Genomic DNA, 15,598 nt, shown 5'->3' with positions numbered 1-15,598 from the left:
GCTTGGATCGAACTGGTGCGCCACCCTGCTTGTCGTTACTAACACCTCGGGTGGTGTGGTGGGGAGAGGATCAGCCCACAGAATCGAGACAACGCATGCCCATTGCCCGGCAGATACCGAAAGCCACCGACCTGCGCGAGGTCCTCTCGTTCAAGAAGCCCGATCTGAACCTGCGTCGACGACGCCTCAGCGCGGCACTGACCATCGACGATCTCCGCACCATCGCCCGTCGCCGTACCCCGCGCGCGGCATTCGATTACACCGACGGCGCGGCCGATGCCGAGATCTCGCTCTCCCGGGCCCGGCAGGCCTTCCGTGACGTCGAATTCCACCCCTCGATCCTGCGAGACGTCTCCCACGTCGACACCTCGACGACGGTGTTCGGTGGGCCCTCCGCGCTTCCGTTCGGTATCGCGCCGACGGGCTTCACTCGCCTGATGCAGACCGAGGGTGAATACGCCGGTTCTGCTGCCGCCGGCGCAGCGGGAATCCCGTTCTGCCTCTCGACTCTGGGCACCACGTCTATCGAGGACGTCAAGGCCACCAATCCGAACGGTCGCAACTGGTTTCAGCTCTACGTCATGCGAGACCGCGAAATCTCGTTCGGTTTGGTCGAACGCGCCGCGAAGGCAGGCTTCGACACCCTCCTGTTCACGGTCGACACACCGGTTGCAGGCTCACGTCTGCGCGACAAGCGCAACGGATTTTCCATCCCGCCGCAGTTGACCGCGTCGACGATCGCCAACGCCATCCCGCGGCCCTGGTGGTGGTGGGACTTCCTCACCACGGCCAAGCTCGAGTTCGCATCACTGTCCTCCACCGGTGGCACGGTCGGGGAGCTGCTCAATTCGGCGATGGATCCGTCGATCTCGTTCGAAGATCTCGACGTCATCCGTAGCATCTGGCCCGGCAAACTGGTCGTCAAAGGTGTTCAGTCGGTGGCAGATTCGGCCCGCCTCGCCGAACTGGGAGTCGACGGCATCATTCTGTCCAACCACGGAGGCAGACAACTCGACCGCGCTCCCGTTCCCTTCCACCTGCTGCCTGAGGTCGTCCGCGAAGTCGGCTCCGACTTCGAAGTCGCCGTCGACACGGGCATCATGCACGGTGCCGATATCGTCGCCTCCATCGCGATGGGGGCGTCGTTCACACTTGTCGGGCGCGCGTATCTGTACGGCCTGATGGCCGGTGGCCGCGCGGGCGTCGACCGCATGATCGAAATTCTGAGGGAAGAGATCATCCGCACCATGCAACTGCTGCAGGTCAATTCACTCGCGGAACTGACCCCGGAACACGTCACGCAACTCACTCGGTTGGCCCCTCTGCAGTCCGGTGCCGCCGCATTCACGCTGCGCTGACCGCTGCAGGCGGACCGTCGCGACCCGTCGAGGCCGTGGCAAGACTCTCGGCCACGGGTTCGGGTCCTCGGGCGGGGGTCGAGGCCGGGTTTCACCGCAAACGCGCGCGCATTCGCTGAACGCGCGCGAATTCGCCGGCTCGAACGGGGCGATTCCGCTCGCACCTGACAAACGCGCGCGCGTTTGTCAGGTGCGAGCGGAATCGCCCCGTTCGAGCCGGCGAATTCGCGCGCGTTCAGCGAATGCGCGCGCGTTTGCGGTGAAACCCGGCCTCGACCCCCGCCCGAGGACCCGAACCCGTGGCCGAGAGTCTTGCCACGGCCTCGACGGGTCGCGACGGTCCGCCTGCAGCGGTCAGCGCAGCGTGAATGCGGCGGCACCGGACTGCAGAGGGGCCAACCGAGTGAGTTGCGTGACGTGTTCCGGGGTCAGTTCCGCGAGTGAATTGACCTGCAGCAGTTGCATGGTGCGGATGATCTCTTCCCTCAGAATTTCGATCATGCGGTCGACGCCCGCGCGGCCACCGGCCATCAGGCCGTACAGATACGCGCGCCCGACAAGTGTGAACGACGCCCCCATCGCGATGGAGGCGACGATATCGGCACCGTGCATGATGCCCGTGTCGACGGCGACTTCGAAGTCGGAGCCGACTTCGCGGACGACCTCAGGCAGCAGGTGGAAGGGAACGGGAGCGCGGTCGAGTTGTCTGCCTCCGTGGTTGGACAGAATGATGCCGTCGACTCCCAGTTCGGCGAGGCGGGCCGAATCTGCCACCGACTGAACACCTTTGACGACCAGTTTGCCGGGCCAGATGCTACGGATGACGTCGAGATCTTCGAACGAGATCGACGGATCCATCGCCGAATTGAGCAGCTCCCCGACCGTGCCACCGGTGGAGGACAGTGATGCGAACTCGAGCTTGGCCGTGGTGAGGAAGTCCCACCACCACCAGGGCCGCGGGATGGCGTTGGCGATCGTCGACGCGGTCAACTGCGGCGGGATGGAAAATCCGTTGCGCTTGTCGCGCAGACGTGAGCCTGCAACCGGTGTGTCGACCGTGAACAGGAGGGTGTCGAAGCCTGCCTTCGCGGCGCGTTCGACCAAACCGAACGAGATTTCGCGGTCTCGCATGACGTAGAGCTGAAACCAGTTGCGACCGTTCGGATTGGTGGCCTTGACGTCCTCGATAGACGTGGTGCCCAGAGTCGAGAGGCAGAACGGGATTCCCGCTGCGCCGGCGGCAGCAGAACCGGCGTATTCACCCTCGGTCTGCATCAGGCGAGTGAAGCCCGTCGGCGCGATACCGAACGGAAGCGCGGAGGGCCCACCGAACACCGTCGTCGAGGTGTCGACGTGGGAGACGTCTCGCAGGATCGAGGGGTGGAATTCGACGTCACGGAAGGCCTGCCGGGCCCGGGAGAGCGAGATCTCGGCATCGGCCGCGCCGTCGGTGTAATCGAATGCCGCGCGCGGGGTACGGCGACGGGCGATGGTGCGGAGATCGTCGATGGTCAGTGCCGCGCTGAGGCGTCGTCGACGCAGGTTCAGATCGGGCTTCTTGAACGAGAGGACCTCGCGCAGGTCGGTGGCTTTCGGTATCTGCCGGGCAATGGGCATGCGTTGTCTCGATTCTGTGGGCTGATCCTCTCCCCACCACACCACCCGAGGTGTTAGTAACGACAAGCAGGGTGGCGCACCAGTTCGATCCAAGCCTTGAACGCGCGCGCGTTTGCGAAAAATGACTGGTAATCCCCGCGAAACCCTGGCAATTTTGCGCGCGCATGGCAAACGCGCGCGCGTTTGCGGTGAACCCCCACTCGGTCTCCAGCCACCAGGTTCCTGACTGCGAGATCGGCCGGCTCATCCCTCGCGAGTGACGGCCGCCAACACTGCGGTCAGCACTCGGACGGCACCCTCTTTGTCCAGGGGGTCGTTACCGTTTCCGCATTTCGGGGATTGCACGCAGGACGGGCAACCGGTCTGACACTCGCAGGAGACGATGGCGTCCTTGGTGGCGGCGAGCCAGTCGGCGATGGCCACGTGTCCGCGGTCTGCGAAGCCTGCTCCGCCGTCGTATCCGTCGTAAACGAAGACGGTCGGGAGCCCGGTGTCGGGGTGTAATGCCGTCGACACTCCACCGATGTCCCATCGATCGCAGGTCGCGACCAACGGCAGCAAGCCGATGGCGGCGTGCTCGGCCGCGTGCAGCGATCCGGGGAATCGCTCGAACGGAACACCGCTGTGCTCCAACAACTCCGGGGTGATGGTGTACATGACGGCGCGGGTGTCGAGGGTCTGGGCCGGCATGTCGAGTTCGATGGAATCGAGGACCTCTCCCGACGGGAGGCGTCGAAGATATCCCACCACCTGATGGGTGACGTTCACCTGCACCAGCGCGACGCGGACCTCGCCGTAGTCGACGGATTCGTGCACCGCGGTGATCGCGATGTCGGTGATCTCGCGCGCCGAGGTGTTCCACTCGGGTTGTTCGGCATGCACCAGCGCGAGGCCGGCCTCGAGATCGAGCTCGTCGACCACGAAGGATTCGCCTTGATGAATGTGCACCGCACCGGGATGTGCTGTGGCAGGGGCACGTCCGCCGTCGACGGTGCCGAGCATGCGGCCGGACTCGCCGTCGACGATGGCGACCTGCACGCCCGTGCCGCCGCGAATGTTGACCGCACCGTGCGGAGACAGCTGCTGCCCCTCGGGGGTGATGAACCACCCGTGAGGACGCTTGCGCACGTAGCCCTTGAGCTCGAGCTCTTCGAGTACGGATTCCGCGCTCAACGCCTCGGCCTCGGCTAGGGTGATCGGTAGTTCGACTGCGGCGCAAAGCAATTGGGGAGCAAGAATATACGGATTGGTCGGGTCTGTGACGGTTGCCTCGACCGGCTTGTCCAGCAGGGCCGCCGGGTGATGCACCAAGTAGGTATCCAACGGATCGTCGCGCGCGACGAGTACCAGCAGTGAGCCCTCCCCGCGTCGTCCGGCACGCCCACCCTGCTGCCAGAACGAGGCGACGGTGCCCGGGAAACCAGCGACGATCACCGCGTCCAAACCGGCGATGTCGACGCCGAGTTCGAGTGCGTTGGTGGTGGCCACTCCCAGCAGGGTGCCGTCGGACAGGTCGCGTTCGAGTTCGCGACGATCCTCGGCCAAATAGCCTGCGCGATAAGCGGCGACGCGTCGGACCAGTTGCGGATCGACGTCGGCGAGAATTCTCTGGGTCCCCAACGCCGTGACTTCGGCTCCGCGCCTGGACCGTACGAACGCAAGTGTCCGCGCACCCTCGACCAACAGATCCGCCATGATGCGCGACGCCTCGGCCCCCGCCGATTTGCGTACCGGCGCACCGTTCTCGCCGGTGATCTCCTTGAGCAGCGGCGGTTCCCAGAGTGCGACGGTACGCGCTCCGTGGGGCGAGCCGTCCTCGGTGATCTCCTCGCAGGGCGCTCCGATGAGTCGACTGGCAGCGCGTCCCGGCTCCGAAGTGGTGGCACTGGCGAGAACGAACACCGGAGACGCTCCGTAGCGCGCGCAGAGGCGTCGCAATCGGCGTAGCACCAAAGCCACGTTGGAGCCGAAAACACCACGGTAGTAATGGCATTCGTCGACTACCACGTAGCGCAGGTTGCGCAGGAAACGCGACCATCGCTCGTGCGCGCCGAGGATGCCCAGGTGCAACATGTCGGGATTGGTGAAGATCCACCGCGCATTGGTTCTGGCCCACTGCCGAATCTCGATCGGGGTATCGCCGTCGTACGAGCTGGGAAACACCTCGGCGAGATCGTCTGACAGCGAACGTAACTCGTCGGTGATCGAGATGGTGGTGCGTAGCTGATCGGCTCCGAGGGCCTTGGTCGGTGCGAGATACAGAGCCGTCGCCCGGGCGTCGGCGGCCAGCGTCGTCAGAATGGGCAGCTGATAGGCCAACGATTTGCCCGACGCGGTACTCGTCGAGAGCACCACGTGACTGCCCTCGGCGGCGAGCGTCGCGGCCCGGGCCTGATGCGTCCACGGTTGTGCGATGCCCCGAGAGGTGATCACCTGCACCACTTCCGGGCCGACCCACGACGGCCATGGTGCAAAGCTGGACGATCGAGCCGGCAACTCGGCGACGTGCGTGACGGGGCCGTCGTCGGCGGGGGTACCGGCCAACACTCGATCCAGCAGCCGCTGCCCGTAACTCCGGACATCCGCACCGTCGTGCGGATGCTTCTCGCTCACTGCCGGTCTCCATACATTCGTTCGATCTACTGGCCGCCCATTCGGGCTAGGCGCGACCTGGGGTCCTCATGCTATCGCGGACCCGAAACGAGCGGCTCGAGCCCTGGTGAGAGCCGCATTCCACCCGTCCGGCGTTGTGTGTTGTTACAAGACGGGCAATTTGTTCGAAAAGGGTCGGTTTTCGACTGTTGCGAACGCGGAGTTCATGGTTCACTTGACGCGGTCGCAGCTTCTGTGTTCGTTCTACGCTTCGCAGGATCTTATGTTGCGGGCGCGGTACTGGGAGAGCTCGTCCATCAGGGGGAATCCTGAGGGGGATTCGTACAAGTGCAGCGGTCGGAACCGGCCCGATGGATCGAAAGTGCGCTCCATCGAATCCGGTGTTAGAAAGAGAAGGAAAAGCATGGCACAGGGAACTGTGAAGTGGTTCAACGCCGAAAAGGGCTTTGGATTCATCGCACCAGAAGACGGCTCCGCTGACGTTTTCGTTCACTACTCCGAGATCCAGGGCAGCGGCTTCCGCACCCTCGAGGAGAACCAGCGCGTCGAGTTCGAGGTCGGCCAGGGCACCAAGGGTCCTCAGGCAACGGGCGTTCGCGCAGTCTGATTCTTTTCTCCTCGGAGACGAGAACCTTCATCCCCCTTTCTCGATCGGCCGTGAAAAGCCGTTCGAGAAAGGGGGATGTTTCGTTCGTGGCGAACCACCAGGAAGAGTCGAAAGCAGTGTCTGCCGGTGTCGATGTCCTAATGTCCATGCTGTGAACCAGCTGTCCTTCTTCTCTGCCGAGTCGTTGCCGCCCGCGGTGACCGATCTCAGCGGACTGCTGGCTGCCACCGGCCATGTCGTCACGTCCTCGGGATCGGCGCGTATCTCCGTCGTCGTCGACGCGCAGTGGCGGGCCGATGCCATTGCCGAGTTGATCGAACAATGTGGTCTGTCGGCAGAGCTGGGACGGTCCGAAGAAGACCGTCCTCTCGTCCGCACCGCGTCGGTTCCGGAACTGTCCGCGCTGGCGTCGTTGTGGACCAAGGGCGCGGTGAAGGCGGTGCCTCCCGGGTGGGTGCCCGGTTCTCGGGAGTTGCGGGCATGGGTGCTCGCGTCGGGGCGTCCCGAGGCGGAGGGGGAACGCTACGTACTCGGCCTCGATCCGCACGCGCCGGAGACTCATGCGGTCCTTGCTCAATCGTTGATGCGCGCGGGCATCGCGCCGACTCTGATCGGCACCCGCGGGTCCAATCCTGGCCTTCGAATCACCGGCCGACGTCGGCTGTTGCGCCTCACCGAGAACGTCGGCGAGGCTCCTGCGAATGTGGACGCCCGTACCAATTGGCCCCACGCTGAGTAGGAAGATGAATGACTGATCTGCGAGTATTTGCTCGACGTATGTCAGTCTGTTAGGAGTGGGGCAGGCAAATCTGCTTGTGAAAACGCACTAGGGAAGGTTCGGCAGCAAGGTGGCAGCACGTAACAACGGCTCGGGGGACAGCTCCGCCGAGCCGCGTCGTCTGGTCATCGTCGAGTCTCCGACCAAGGCCAAAAAGATCGCTCCCTACCTCGGGAGCAACTATGTCGTCGAGGCCTCCGTCGGCCATATCCGTGACCTTCCTCGTGGTGCTGCCGACGTGCCCGCCAAATACAAGGGCGAGCCGTGGGCACGTCTGGGCGTGGACGTCGACCACGACTTCGAGGCCCTCTACGTCGTCTCGCCCGAGAAGAAGGGCAAGGTCGCAGAGCTCAAAAGCCTGCTCAAGGACGCCGACGAGCTGTATCTCGCCACTGACCCCGACCGCGAGGGCGAGGCCATCGCCTGGCATCTCCTCGAGACCCTGAACCCCAAAGTCCCCGTTCGACGCATGGTCTTCCACGAGATCACCAAGCCGGCGATCCTCGCGGCCGCCGCCGATACTCGCGACCTGGACCAAGACCTCGTCGACGCACAGGAAACCCGCCGCATCCTCGACCGTCTCTACGGCTACGAGGTCAGCCCGGTGCTGTGGAAGAAGGTCATGCCGAAGCTGTCGGCAGGCCGTGTGCAGTCCGTGGCCACCCGCATCATCGTCCAGCGTGAGCGCGAGCGGATGGCGTTCCGTAGCGCCGAGTACTGGGATATTTCTGCCACCCTCGACGCCGGGGCCGAGGCGAGCCCGCGCAGTTTCGGAGCTCGGCTGGTCAACGTCGACGGCAATCGCGTCGCCGCCGGCCGCGACTTCGGTCCCGACGGCAAGCTCAAGACCGAGTCGGTCACCGTTCTCGACGAACCGCATGCCCGACGCCTCGCCGACGCTCTCGAAGGCGTCGACCTCACCGTCGCGTCCGCCGAGGACAAGCCGTACACGCGTAAGCCGTACCCGCCGTTCATGACGTCGACGCTGCAGCAGGAGGCCGGCCGCAAGCTGCGGTTCAGTTCCGAGCGGACCATGCGTGTCGCGCAGCGTCTGTACGAGAACGGCTACATCACCTACATGCGTACCGACTCGACGTCGCTGTCCGCGTCTGCGGTCTCCGCGGCACGGGCGCAGGCGACCGAGCTGTACGGGCCCGAGTACGTGCACCCCACCCCGCGGCAGTACACCCGCAAGGTCAAGAACGCGCAGGAGGCGCACGAGGCCATCCGCCCCTCGGGTGACGTGTTCCAGACTCCCGGTCAGCTGCATTCGGCGCTGCAGACCGACGAGTTCCGGCTCTACGAGCTGATCTGGCAGCGCACCGTCGCGTCGCAGATGGCAGATCTACGCGGCACCACGCTGACCCTGCGCATCACCGGAACCGCCGGTACCGGCGAGGAGTGCACGTTCTCCGCGTCGGGCCGCACCATCACGTTCGCGGGCTTCCTCAAGGCCTACGTCGAGAGCGTCGACGACGAGGCAGGCGGTCAGACCGACGACGCCGAGTCGCGTCTGCCTGCGTTGAAGGCCGGCCAGGCAGTGACGGCCACCAAGCTCGATCCCGACGGTCACACCACCAACCCGCCTGCTCGATTCACCGAGGCATCGCTGATCAAGACGCTCGAAGAGTTGGGAATCGGTCGGCCGTCGACGTATTCGTCGATCATCAAGACGATCCTCGACCGCGGTTACGTCTACAAGCGTGGCAGCGCTCTCGTGCCGTCGTGGGTGGCATTCTCGGTGATTGCGTTGTTGGAAGCGCACTTCGGGCGTCTGGTGGACTTCGACTTCACCGCAGGCATGGAAGACGACCTCGACGCGATCGCGGGAGGCCGTGAGCGGCGCGGAGATTGGCTGCAGAGCTTCTACTTCGGCGGCGAGACCGGTGCCGAGGGTTCGGTGGCGCGCTCGGGTGGCCTGAAGAAGATGGTGGGCCAGAACCTCGAAGACATCGATGCGCGCACCATCAACTCGATTCGTCTGTTCGACGATTCAGAGGGGCGCGAAATCCATGTGCGCGTGGGCCGTTACGGTCCGTACCTCGAGCGCATGGTCAAGAACGACGACGATCCGGACGGCGATCCGATCAGCCAGCGCGCCAACCTGCCCGACGACTTGCCGCCGGACGAGCTGACGATCGATTTCGCCGAAAAGCTGTTCGCCACACCACAAGAGGGCCGCAAGCTCGGTGTGGATCCGCTGACCGGTCACGACATCGTGGCGAAGGAAGGCCGTTTCGGGCCCTACGTCACCGAGATCCTGCCCGAGCCGGAACCTGAACCCACGCCCCCCGAGCCCGACATCGTCCCGGTGCCGTCCGGCAACGACGGTGATGGCGGCGGTGGCGTCAAGACTGCGGTGAAGAAGGCCGCGGCCAAGAAGGCTCCGGCCAAGAAGGCTGCTGCGAAGAAGGCCACCGGCCCCAAGCCGCGCACCGGTTCGTTGCTCAAGTCGATGGATCTGGCGACGATCACGCTCGAGGATGCGCTCAAGCTGCTGTCGTTGCCACGCGTCGTCGGTGTCGATCCCGAGTCCAAGGAAGAGATCACCGCGCAGAACGGCCGCTACGGCCCGTATCTGAAGAAGGGCACCGATTCTCGCTCGCTCGCCGACGAGGATCAGATGTTCACGGTCAGTCTCGAAGAGGCTCTGAAGATCTACGCCGAGCCCAAGCGTCGAGGCCGTCAGGGTGAGGCCAAGCCGCCGCTGCGCGAGCTGGGCGTCGACCCGATCAGCGAGAAGCCGATGGTGATCAAGGACGGCCGATTCGGACCGTACGTCACCGACGGTGAGACCAACGCGAGCCTGCGCAAGGACGACGAGGTCGAGACGATCACCGACGATCGCGCGTCGGAGTTGTTGGCAGACAGGCGTGCTCGTGGCCCGGTGAAGAAGAAGGCACCGGCGAAGAAGGCCGCTGCGAAGAAGGCTCCGGCCAAGAAGGCTGCCGCGAAGAAGGCTCCGGCCAAGAAGGCTGCAGCCAAGAAGACCGCCACGAAGACGACGGCGGCCAAGACGACGACGAAGAAGGCTGCTGCCAAGAAGGCGCCGGCGAAGAAGACCGACGGCGAGTAGCTCGCGAACTCGACGTTGTGGATGGAATCGGCAGCGTTTACGTCCATAGCTTCGAGTTCGGCACTGTCCGGGAACAGTGCGCCGGGAGTAGTCGGTCCCAACCGTTAGGGTTGCCAGCATGGCGGGTGTGTTCGATCGTTTGGTCGGTCAGGAAGATGTCGAGGCCGATCTGACGGCTGCAGCAGTGGCTGCTCGTACGGGCGTCGACTCGTCGGCGATGACGCATTCGTGGCTCTTCACCGGCCCTCCCGGGTCCGGGCGTTCCATCGCCGCCCTGTGCTTCGCTGCGGCGTTGCAGTGCACCACCGAGGGCACTCCGGGGTGTGGGCATTGTCAGGCCTGTTCGACGACGATGGCAGGCACTCACGGCGATGTGCGACGCGTCATCCCGGAGGGTCTGAGCATCAGCACCAAGGAGATGCGAGACATCGTCTCGGTCGCGTCGCGTCGGCCGAGCACCGGTCTGTGGCAGGTGGTCGTCGTCGAGGATGCCGATCGACTCACCGAGGGTGCCGGAAACGTACTGCTCAAGGTCGTCGAGGAGCCGCCCGCTCGGACGGTGTTCCTGTTGTGTGCTCCGTCGGTCGATCCGCAGGACATCTCGGTGACGCTGCGCTCGCGCTGCCGGCACGTCTCGTTGGTGACGCCCACAGTGCCGGCCATCGCGCAGGTGCTGCAGACCCGCGACAAGCTCGACGCCGAGACCGCGGAGTGGGCCGCGTCGATCAGCGGCGGCCACGTGGGCAGAGCACGCCGACTCGCCACCGACGAGGACGCGCGGGCGCGACGCAAGCGGGCACTTGCCCTGGCGTCGGCCGCGGCCCGTCCCAATCAGGCATACCTCGCAGCCGAGGAACTGGTGAAGGCCGCCGAGGACGAGGCCAAGGAAATGAGTGCCACTCGTGACGAGGCCGAGACCGAGGAATTGCGCACGGCCCTCGGAGCTGGAGGTACAGGTAAGGGCGCTGCCGGAGCATTACGTGGCTCGGCCGGAGTGCTCAAGGACCTCGAGAAGCGGCAAAAGTCTCGCGCCACCAGAACCGGCCGCGACTCGCTGGATCGGGCGTTGATGGACCTGGTGGGCCTGTACCGCGACGCGCTCGCGCGTTCGTACGGCTCGACCGCGACGGCTACGCACCCCGACATGGCCGAGCAGGTCGAGCGAATGGCAAAGGCCGTACCGCCCGAGGCTCTGCTGAAAAGTATCGAGGCGATCCTCGAATGCCGAGAGTCGTTGGCTGTCAACGCAAAACCGAGATTTGCCATCTATGCGATGGTGGCGACGCTCGGCGACGTGCTGCGTTAGGAGCAGGCCCGCATCGAGGCTCGGGGGAGGGCGATTTTCGTTTCGACCCGATGCTCCGTTAGACTCACCAACGCCGAAAGGCACGCCGCCTTAGCTCAGTCGGTAGAGCATTTCACTCGTAATGAAAAGGTCAAGAGTTCGATTCTCTTAGGCGGCTCAGACTCAGCCCCTCACCGATACAAATCTGTGAGGGGCTTTTTCGTATCCCGCTCCGGTGAGCATCGGACCCGTCAGCCTCGCGGACCCCGCGACATCCATCACCGAACGAACAGGAACACCCACATGATCGACGCCGTCATTTTCACCAACTACTCCGATACCGAAACCCCCGTCCGAATCAGCACCATCGACGGACACCAGCATGTCGGCAAGATCGGGGCCGTGGACAACAACGATGAGGACGGTGGCTTCATCACCGTCGCCCTCACCGAGGTCCCCACAGGGTCTCCCTACGTCACCGTCGTCATCGCTGTCGACGCGATCACCGCCATCGAAAGCTGAACCGCAGACACCCTGACCTTCCGCACCACCGTCGACGGGCACACTGGACGAGGTGTTCGCCTCCCTCGCCCCGGCCCGTCGTCGCCTCGTGTACGTCGTACTCGCTCTCGTCCTGATCGGGCTCGTCGTGGCCGTGGCGGCCTTCGTCGCATCGCGCCCTACGAACGACCCTGTTGCGAGCGTCGACCAGTCGGTTCCCGGCCCGGTGCTGTTGGTCCCCGGGTTCGGCGGATCCACCGATGCTCTCGAGGTGCTCGCTGCGGAACTACGGGAGAACGGCCGCGACGCCACCGTCGTGGCCCTGCCCGATGGTGGCGTCGGCGACCTGACCGCACAGGCGCAGACACTGCGCGACGCCGTCGACGCGGCTCTGACTCGGACGGGAGCGACTTCGGTCGACGTCGTCGGGTACTCCGCCGGCGGGGTGGTGGCCCGGATCTGGGCTGCCGATCTGGGCGGTGCCGAGCAGGCTCGACGCATCGTGACCCTCGGATCCCCACACCACGGGACCCAGGTGGCGGGGCTGGCTGCCCAGGTCCTACCCGACCGGTGCCCGATCGCCTGCCAACAGCTGGCCCCGAACAGCTCCGTGCTGGCCGGCTTGAACTCGGGCGACGAGACGCCGGACGGGCCGCAGTGGGTGTCGATCTGGACCGAACTGGATCAGGTGGTGACCCCGCCGAACTCGGCCCGGATCGACGGGGCGATCGACATCCCCGTGCAGAGCGTGTGCGCGGACTCGGCCGTCGACCACGGAAATCTGCCCCGCGATCCGCTCGTCGGCGCGATGGTCTCGGCCCAGTTGGACGGCAGCTCCACCGTCGAGCTCGGCGCAGCCGACTGCAGCCGTCTCAGCTCGTGATGTCCTTGGTCGTGAAATTCGCCCACGCGGCCCCCAGGAGCACGACGACGTAGACGCCCTGCAACCCGACGCCGCGCACCAGGTCCCGCGTCGGCACCGGGTCGCGGAAGAGATCGACGAAGGCCAGCCAGTACCGCGTCGGAAGGTACGGCGCGATGGCGTCGGCGGCGTCCAGCGTCAGCAGGAGCGAGCTGGCGATGAGGAAGGCCAACGCACCCAGCGTTGCCGCGAGTGGCGAGTCGGTCAGGGTCGACAGGAACAACCCCATCGCGGCAACTCCGAGCATCGACAGGGTCACGTAGAGGACCGCTATGACGGTGCGTACGGCGACCTGTTCGTCGGTCAGTACCGTGCCTGACACGCTCGAGACGCCGGCCAACGACGTGGTGTCGAACAGCGTCGTGCCGACGAAGTATGCGACGGCTGCCACGATGACGACGGCCAGCAGCACGAACGCGGCCACCGAGATCAGCTTCGCCACCAGTAGCTTCGTTCGTCCCACCGGGCGAGCCAGCAGGTAACGCAGGGTGCCGGCCTGGGCCTCCCCGGCGACGGAATCGCCGGCGATGACCGACACCGCGACGGGCAGGAACAGCGGGAGCACGATGGCAAGAGCGGCGAGTGGGAAGAGCTGGCCGTTCGTGGTCACCGCGGACAGGAAGGCAGGGCCGTCGCCGGGACGCGGACCGACGTCGGTGAGGGCCAGCAAGCCCGCGACGATGGTCGGCAGTAGGTTCAGCAGGAGAATGACGACCCAGGTGCGGGGTCGGCGAAGCATCGCGCGCAGTTCGACGCCGATCATGCGGTCACCTCCGATCGGACGGAACGGTCGCGAGGGCCAGCAGGACCGTCGATTCGGTCCGCGCTGGCACCGGTGACCGCCAGCACCGACTGCTCGAGGCTCATCTGCTGCGGGGTCAACTCGCTCACCCGGACGCCGCCTTCGACGAGCAGTCGATTGAGCAAGGCCGGATCAGGGTGTTCGATCACGAGCTGTTGCCCGTCGCGCTCGAGCACGGTGGCGTCCTCCACATCGGACAGGACCGTCACCGCGTCGGCGGGGTCGGGGGTACGCACGAGCACTCGGCCGGTGGGTTGTTGGAATGCAGAGAGCTGATCCTGCAGAACGAGGCGACCTCGATCGAGTACTCCCACGCGGTCGCACAATTGCTCCACTTCGGCCAGCAGGTGGCTCGAGAGGAACACGGTTGTGCCCCGGGAATGCAAGTCCAGCAACAACTCTCGAATTTCGAGGATCCCCTGTGGATCGAGGCCATTGGTCGGCTCGTCGAGTATCAGCAGCTCGGGGGTGCGCATGAGCGCCGCGGCCAAGCCGAGGCGTTGCCGCATGCCGAGCGAGTACTGCTTGACCGGCCTGCGTCCGACCCCGGCGAGGCCCACCTGCTCGAGGGCCTCGCCGACGCGGGCGGTCCTGGTACGCCGGGAACCACCGGGGCCGGCCGCGTCGAGCAGCGTGAGGTTCCGGCGTCCGGAGAGGTTGGGGTAGGCGGCGGGGTTCTCGATCAGCGCACCCACCCGCGGCAGCACGCTCCTGCGTCGTCGCGGCATCTCCTCGCCGAGCACCTGCATCTGCCCGGAGGTGGCCAGGACCAGCCCGAGCAGCATCCGCACGGTCGTCGTCTTGCCGGAGCCGTTCGCGCCCACGAAGCCGTAGATGTCGCCGGCGCGTACGTCGAGGTCGACGCCGTCGACGGCCCGCACCGATCCGTAACGCTTGGTGAGGCCGGTCGTGCGGATCATGTGGCTGCTCCTTCGAGCTGCTGGGCGGCGGTGGCCAAGGTTTCTGCGGTGACGGTGCCGGAGAGCAGATATCGGCGGCGGTCTCCGGCGGGCTCGGTGATCAGGACGTTCAGCGGTCCGATCGACAGCGCCACGCTGTCGCCGGTCACGACGGCGCCGGGAGCGGCCCGCAACTGGTCGACGAGCCCGCGCGCGGCGCGACGCGGCAGCGGAGCGGCGATCAGCTCGGTCACGCCACGGCCGTAGATCCCGACGGAACCCGGTCCGTCGCGGTCCCGCAGATCCAGTCCGGACAGAGTCGACGGAAGACGGGGAGAGTCGATCCCGTCGGCGAACGAGGCGATGTCGAGACCGTCCTGCTGCTGCACATCGGTACCCGGGGGCGGGACGAATCGGACGGTGTCGGCATCGGGCATCTCGGGTGAGAAGTCCAGGAACGCGGTGCTGACAACAGGGCGAGCGGCCCCGCCGGCGAGCACGTCGACCTGTAGTGGCAGCCCGCTGTCGGAGTCGGCCCACACGTCGACCTCGGTGATGGTGCTCTGCGGCTCGGCGGGGACGAGCCGCAGGCCAGGGGCGTCCCGGCCGGCAATTCGGCGGGTCGGCAGTCGGGTGACCTCGTCGGTGGTCGCCTCACTGAGCAGCCGCTGCCCGAGCTCCGGCGGCAGCAGATCGGCCTCGCGCGGCAGACGCAGGCTCGGTTCGGGGACCGGGGTTGCCGCAGCCGTGTTCTGCTCGTAGTCCCATCTCCACAGCAGAGCCGGGGACCGGTAGAGACCGCGTTCACCGGCGAGGCGGACGGTGTCGACGCGAAAGCTGTCCGGGGCGCGGTACCAGGCGCGCAGGGTCGTGGTGTCGCCCAACAGATCCGGTAGGCCGCCGAGTCCGTCGGTGACCGGCAGGGTGACGCCGCCAACGGCCTGGGCGTAGCCCGAATACGGTGTTGCGGTGGAGGACTGAACCCGAGACAGCAGTTCCGCCGCACCGATGTCCGACGCGGCGACGGGCAGGCGCTCGATCACCGAGGGCGTGGCGACGAGCACGGCGATGCCGAGCACCACCGCCAGCCACCGCCACTGTCCACGCACCTCATCGACCGTACGGACGTAGTCGATGTGC

The 15,598-nt window shown here is 65.8% G+C and carries 12 protein-coding genes and 1 tRNA gene; 8 read left to right on the top strand and 5 right to left on the bottom strand.

Annotated elements, in window-relative coordinates; translation table 11 throughout:
• Nucleotides 1–95: 95 nt before the first annotated feature.
• Nucleotides 96–1,358, top strand: a complete 1,263-nt coding sequence (locus CH268_RS14985) for an alpha-hydroxy acid oxidase (RefSeq protein WP_094664902.1) — start codon at nucleotides 96–98, stop codon at nucleotides 1,356–1,358.
• Nucleotides 1,359–1,712: 354 nt separating this feature from the next.
• Here CH268_RS14985 and CH268_RS14980 read toward each other — a convergent pair whose 3' ends face one another.
• Nucleotides 1,713–2,975, bottom strand: a complete 1,263-nt coding sequence (locus tag CH268_RS14980) for an alpha-hydroxy acid oxidase (RefSeq protein ID WP_094664902.1) — start codon at nucleotides 2,973–2,975, stop codon at nucleotides 1,713–1,715.
• 243 nt (nucleotides 2,976–3,218) lie between these two features.
• Nucleotides 3,219–5,588 carry a DEAD/DEAH box helicase gene (locus CH268_RS14975; protein ID WP_094664900.1) on the bottom strand — a complete coding sequence of 790 codons (2,370 nt, stop codon included), beginning with the start codon at nucleotides 5,586–5,588 and terminating at the stop codon, nucleotides 3,219–3,221.
• 403 nt (nucleotides 5,589–5,991) lie between these two features.
• Here CH268_RS14975 and CH268_RS14970 point away from each other — a divergent pair, with 403 nt between their 5' ends.
• From CH268_RS14970 to CH268_RS14940, 7 genes are all read left to right on the top strand, one after another.
• Nucleotides 5,992–6,195 carry a cold-shock protein gene (locus CH268_RS14970; protein ID WP_005248460.1) on the top strand — a complete coding sequence of 68 codons (204 nt, stop codon included), beginning with the start codon at nucleotides 5,992–5,994 and terminating at the stop codon, nucleotides 6,193–6,195.
• Between the two features lie 151 nt (nucleotides 6,196–6,346).
• Nucleotides 6,347–6,934, top strand: a complete 588-nt coding sequence (locus CH268_RS14965; RefSeq protein WP_032364537.1) for a hypothetical protein — start codon at nucleotides 6,347–6,349, stop codon at nucleotides 6,932–6,934.
• Between the two features lie 109 nt (nucleotides 6,935–7,043).
• A complete protein-coding gene (gene topA, locus CH268_RS14960; RefSeq protein ID WP_027494469.1) occupies nucleotides 7,044–10,049 on the top strand; it encodes a type I DNA topoisomerase in 3,006 nt (1,001 codons plus the stop codon).
• Between the two features lie 118 nt (nucleotides 10,050–10,167).
• Nucleotides 10,168–11,355 (top strand): DNA polymerase III subunit delta', encoded by a 1,188-nt coding sequence (locus CH268_RS14955; RefSeq protein ID WP_094664898.1) that lies wholly within the window; start codon nucleotides 10,168–10,170, stop codon nucleotides 11,353–11,355.
• 84 nt (nucleotides 11,356–11,439) lie between these two features.
• Nucleotides 11,440–11,512 (top strand) — tRNA-Thr (locus CH268_RS14950).
• A 125-nt stretch (nucleotides 11,513–11,637) separates the two neighbouring features.
• Entirely contained in the window at nucleotides 11,638–11,856 is a 219-nt protein-coding gene (locus tag CH268_RS14945; RefSeq protein ID WP_032364533.1) for a hypothetical protein, read from the top strand.
• A 52-nt stretch (nucleotides 11,857–11,908) separates the two neighbouring features.
• Complete coding sequence (locus CH268_RS14940) at nucleotides 11,909–12,718, top strand: lipase family alpha/beta hydrolase (RefSeq protein ID WP_094664896.1); 810 nt, start codon at nucleotides 11,909–11,911, stop codon at nucleotides 12,716–12,718.
• Here CH268_RS14940 and CH268_RS14935 read toward each other — a convergent pair.
• Genes CH268_RS14935 through CH268_RS14925 form a run of 3 tightly spaced genes read right to left on the bottom strand, consistent with a single transcriptional unit; the run spans nucleotide 12,708 to nucleotide 15,567 of the window.
• The gene (locus CH268_RS14935; protein ID WP_027494448.1) at nucleotides 12,708–13,520 is read right to left on the bottom strand and encodes an ABC transporter permease; all 813 of its coding nucleotides are present in this window, start codon (nucleotides 13,518–13,520) and stop codon (nucleotides 12,708–12,710) included. The genes CH268_RS14940 and CH268_RS14935 overlap by 11 nt on opposite strands.
• Nucleotides 13,517–14,479, bottom strand: a complete 963-nt coding sequence (locus tag CH268_RS14930) for an ABC transporter ATP-binding protein (protein ID WP_094664894.1) — start codon at nucleotides 14,477–14,479, stop codon at nucleotides 13,517–13,519. The genes CH268_RS14935 and CH268_RS14930 overlap by 4 nt, the downstream gene beginning before the upstream one ends.
• Nucleotides 14,476–15,567, bottom strand: a complete 1,092-nt coding sequence (locus CH268_RS14925) for a LolA family protein (protein WP_141215152.1) — start codon at nucleotides 15,565–15,567, stop codon at nucleotides 14,476–14,478. Before CH268_RS14925 ends, CH268_RS14930 begins: the two co-directional genes overlap by 4 nt.
• Nucleotides 15,568–15,598 lie beyond the last annotated feature (31 nt).

The organism is Rhodococcus sp. 06-1460-1B (assembly GCF_002258475.1).
Classification (GTDB): domain Bacteria; phylum Actinomycetota; class Actinomycetes; order Mycobacteriales; family Mycobacteriaceae; genus Rhodococcoides; species Rhodococcoides fascians.
The sequence above is the reverse complement of the archived record's forward strand: the minus strand, read 5'-3'. Positions and strand labels throughout refer to the sequence as shown.

Excerpts from the sequence above, each read along its gene's own strand:
- CH268_RS14985 (WP_094664902.1), top strand. The coding sequence starts at position 96 with ATGCCCATTGCCCGGCAGATACCGAAAGCCACCGACCTGCGCGAGGTC.
- CH268_RS14980 (WP_094664902.1), bottom strand. The coding sequence starts at position 2,975 with ATGCCCATTGCCCGGCAGATACCGAAAGCCACCGACCTGCGCGAGGTC.
- CH268_RS14970 (WP_005248460.1), top strand. The coding sequence starts at position 5,992 with ATGGCACAGGGAACTGTGAAGTGGTTCAACGCCGAAAAGGGCTTTGGA.
- CH268_RS14955 (WP_094664898.1), top strand. The coding sequence starts at position 10,168 with ATGGCGGGTGTGTTCGATCGTTTGGTCGGTCAGGAAGATGTCGAGGCC.
- CH268_RS14945 (WP_032364533.1), top strand. The coding sequence starts at position 11,638 with ATGATCGACGCCGTCATTTTCACCAACTACTCCGATACCGAAACCCCC.
- CH268_RS14935 (WP_027494448.1), bottom strand. The coding sequence starts at position 13,520 with ATGATCGGCGTCGAACTGCGCGCGATGCTTCGCCGACCCCGCACCTGG.
- CH268_RS14930 (WP_094664894.1), bottom strand. The coding sequence starts at position 14,479 with ATGATCCGCACGACCGGCCTCACCAAGCGTTACGGATCGGTGCGGGCC.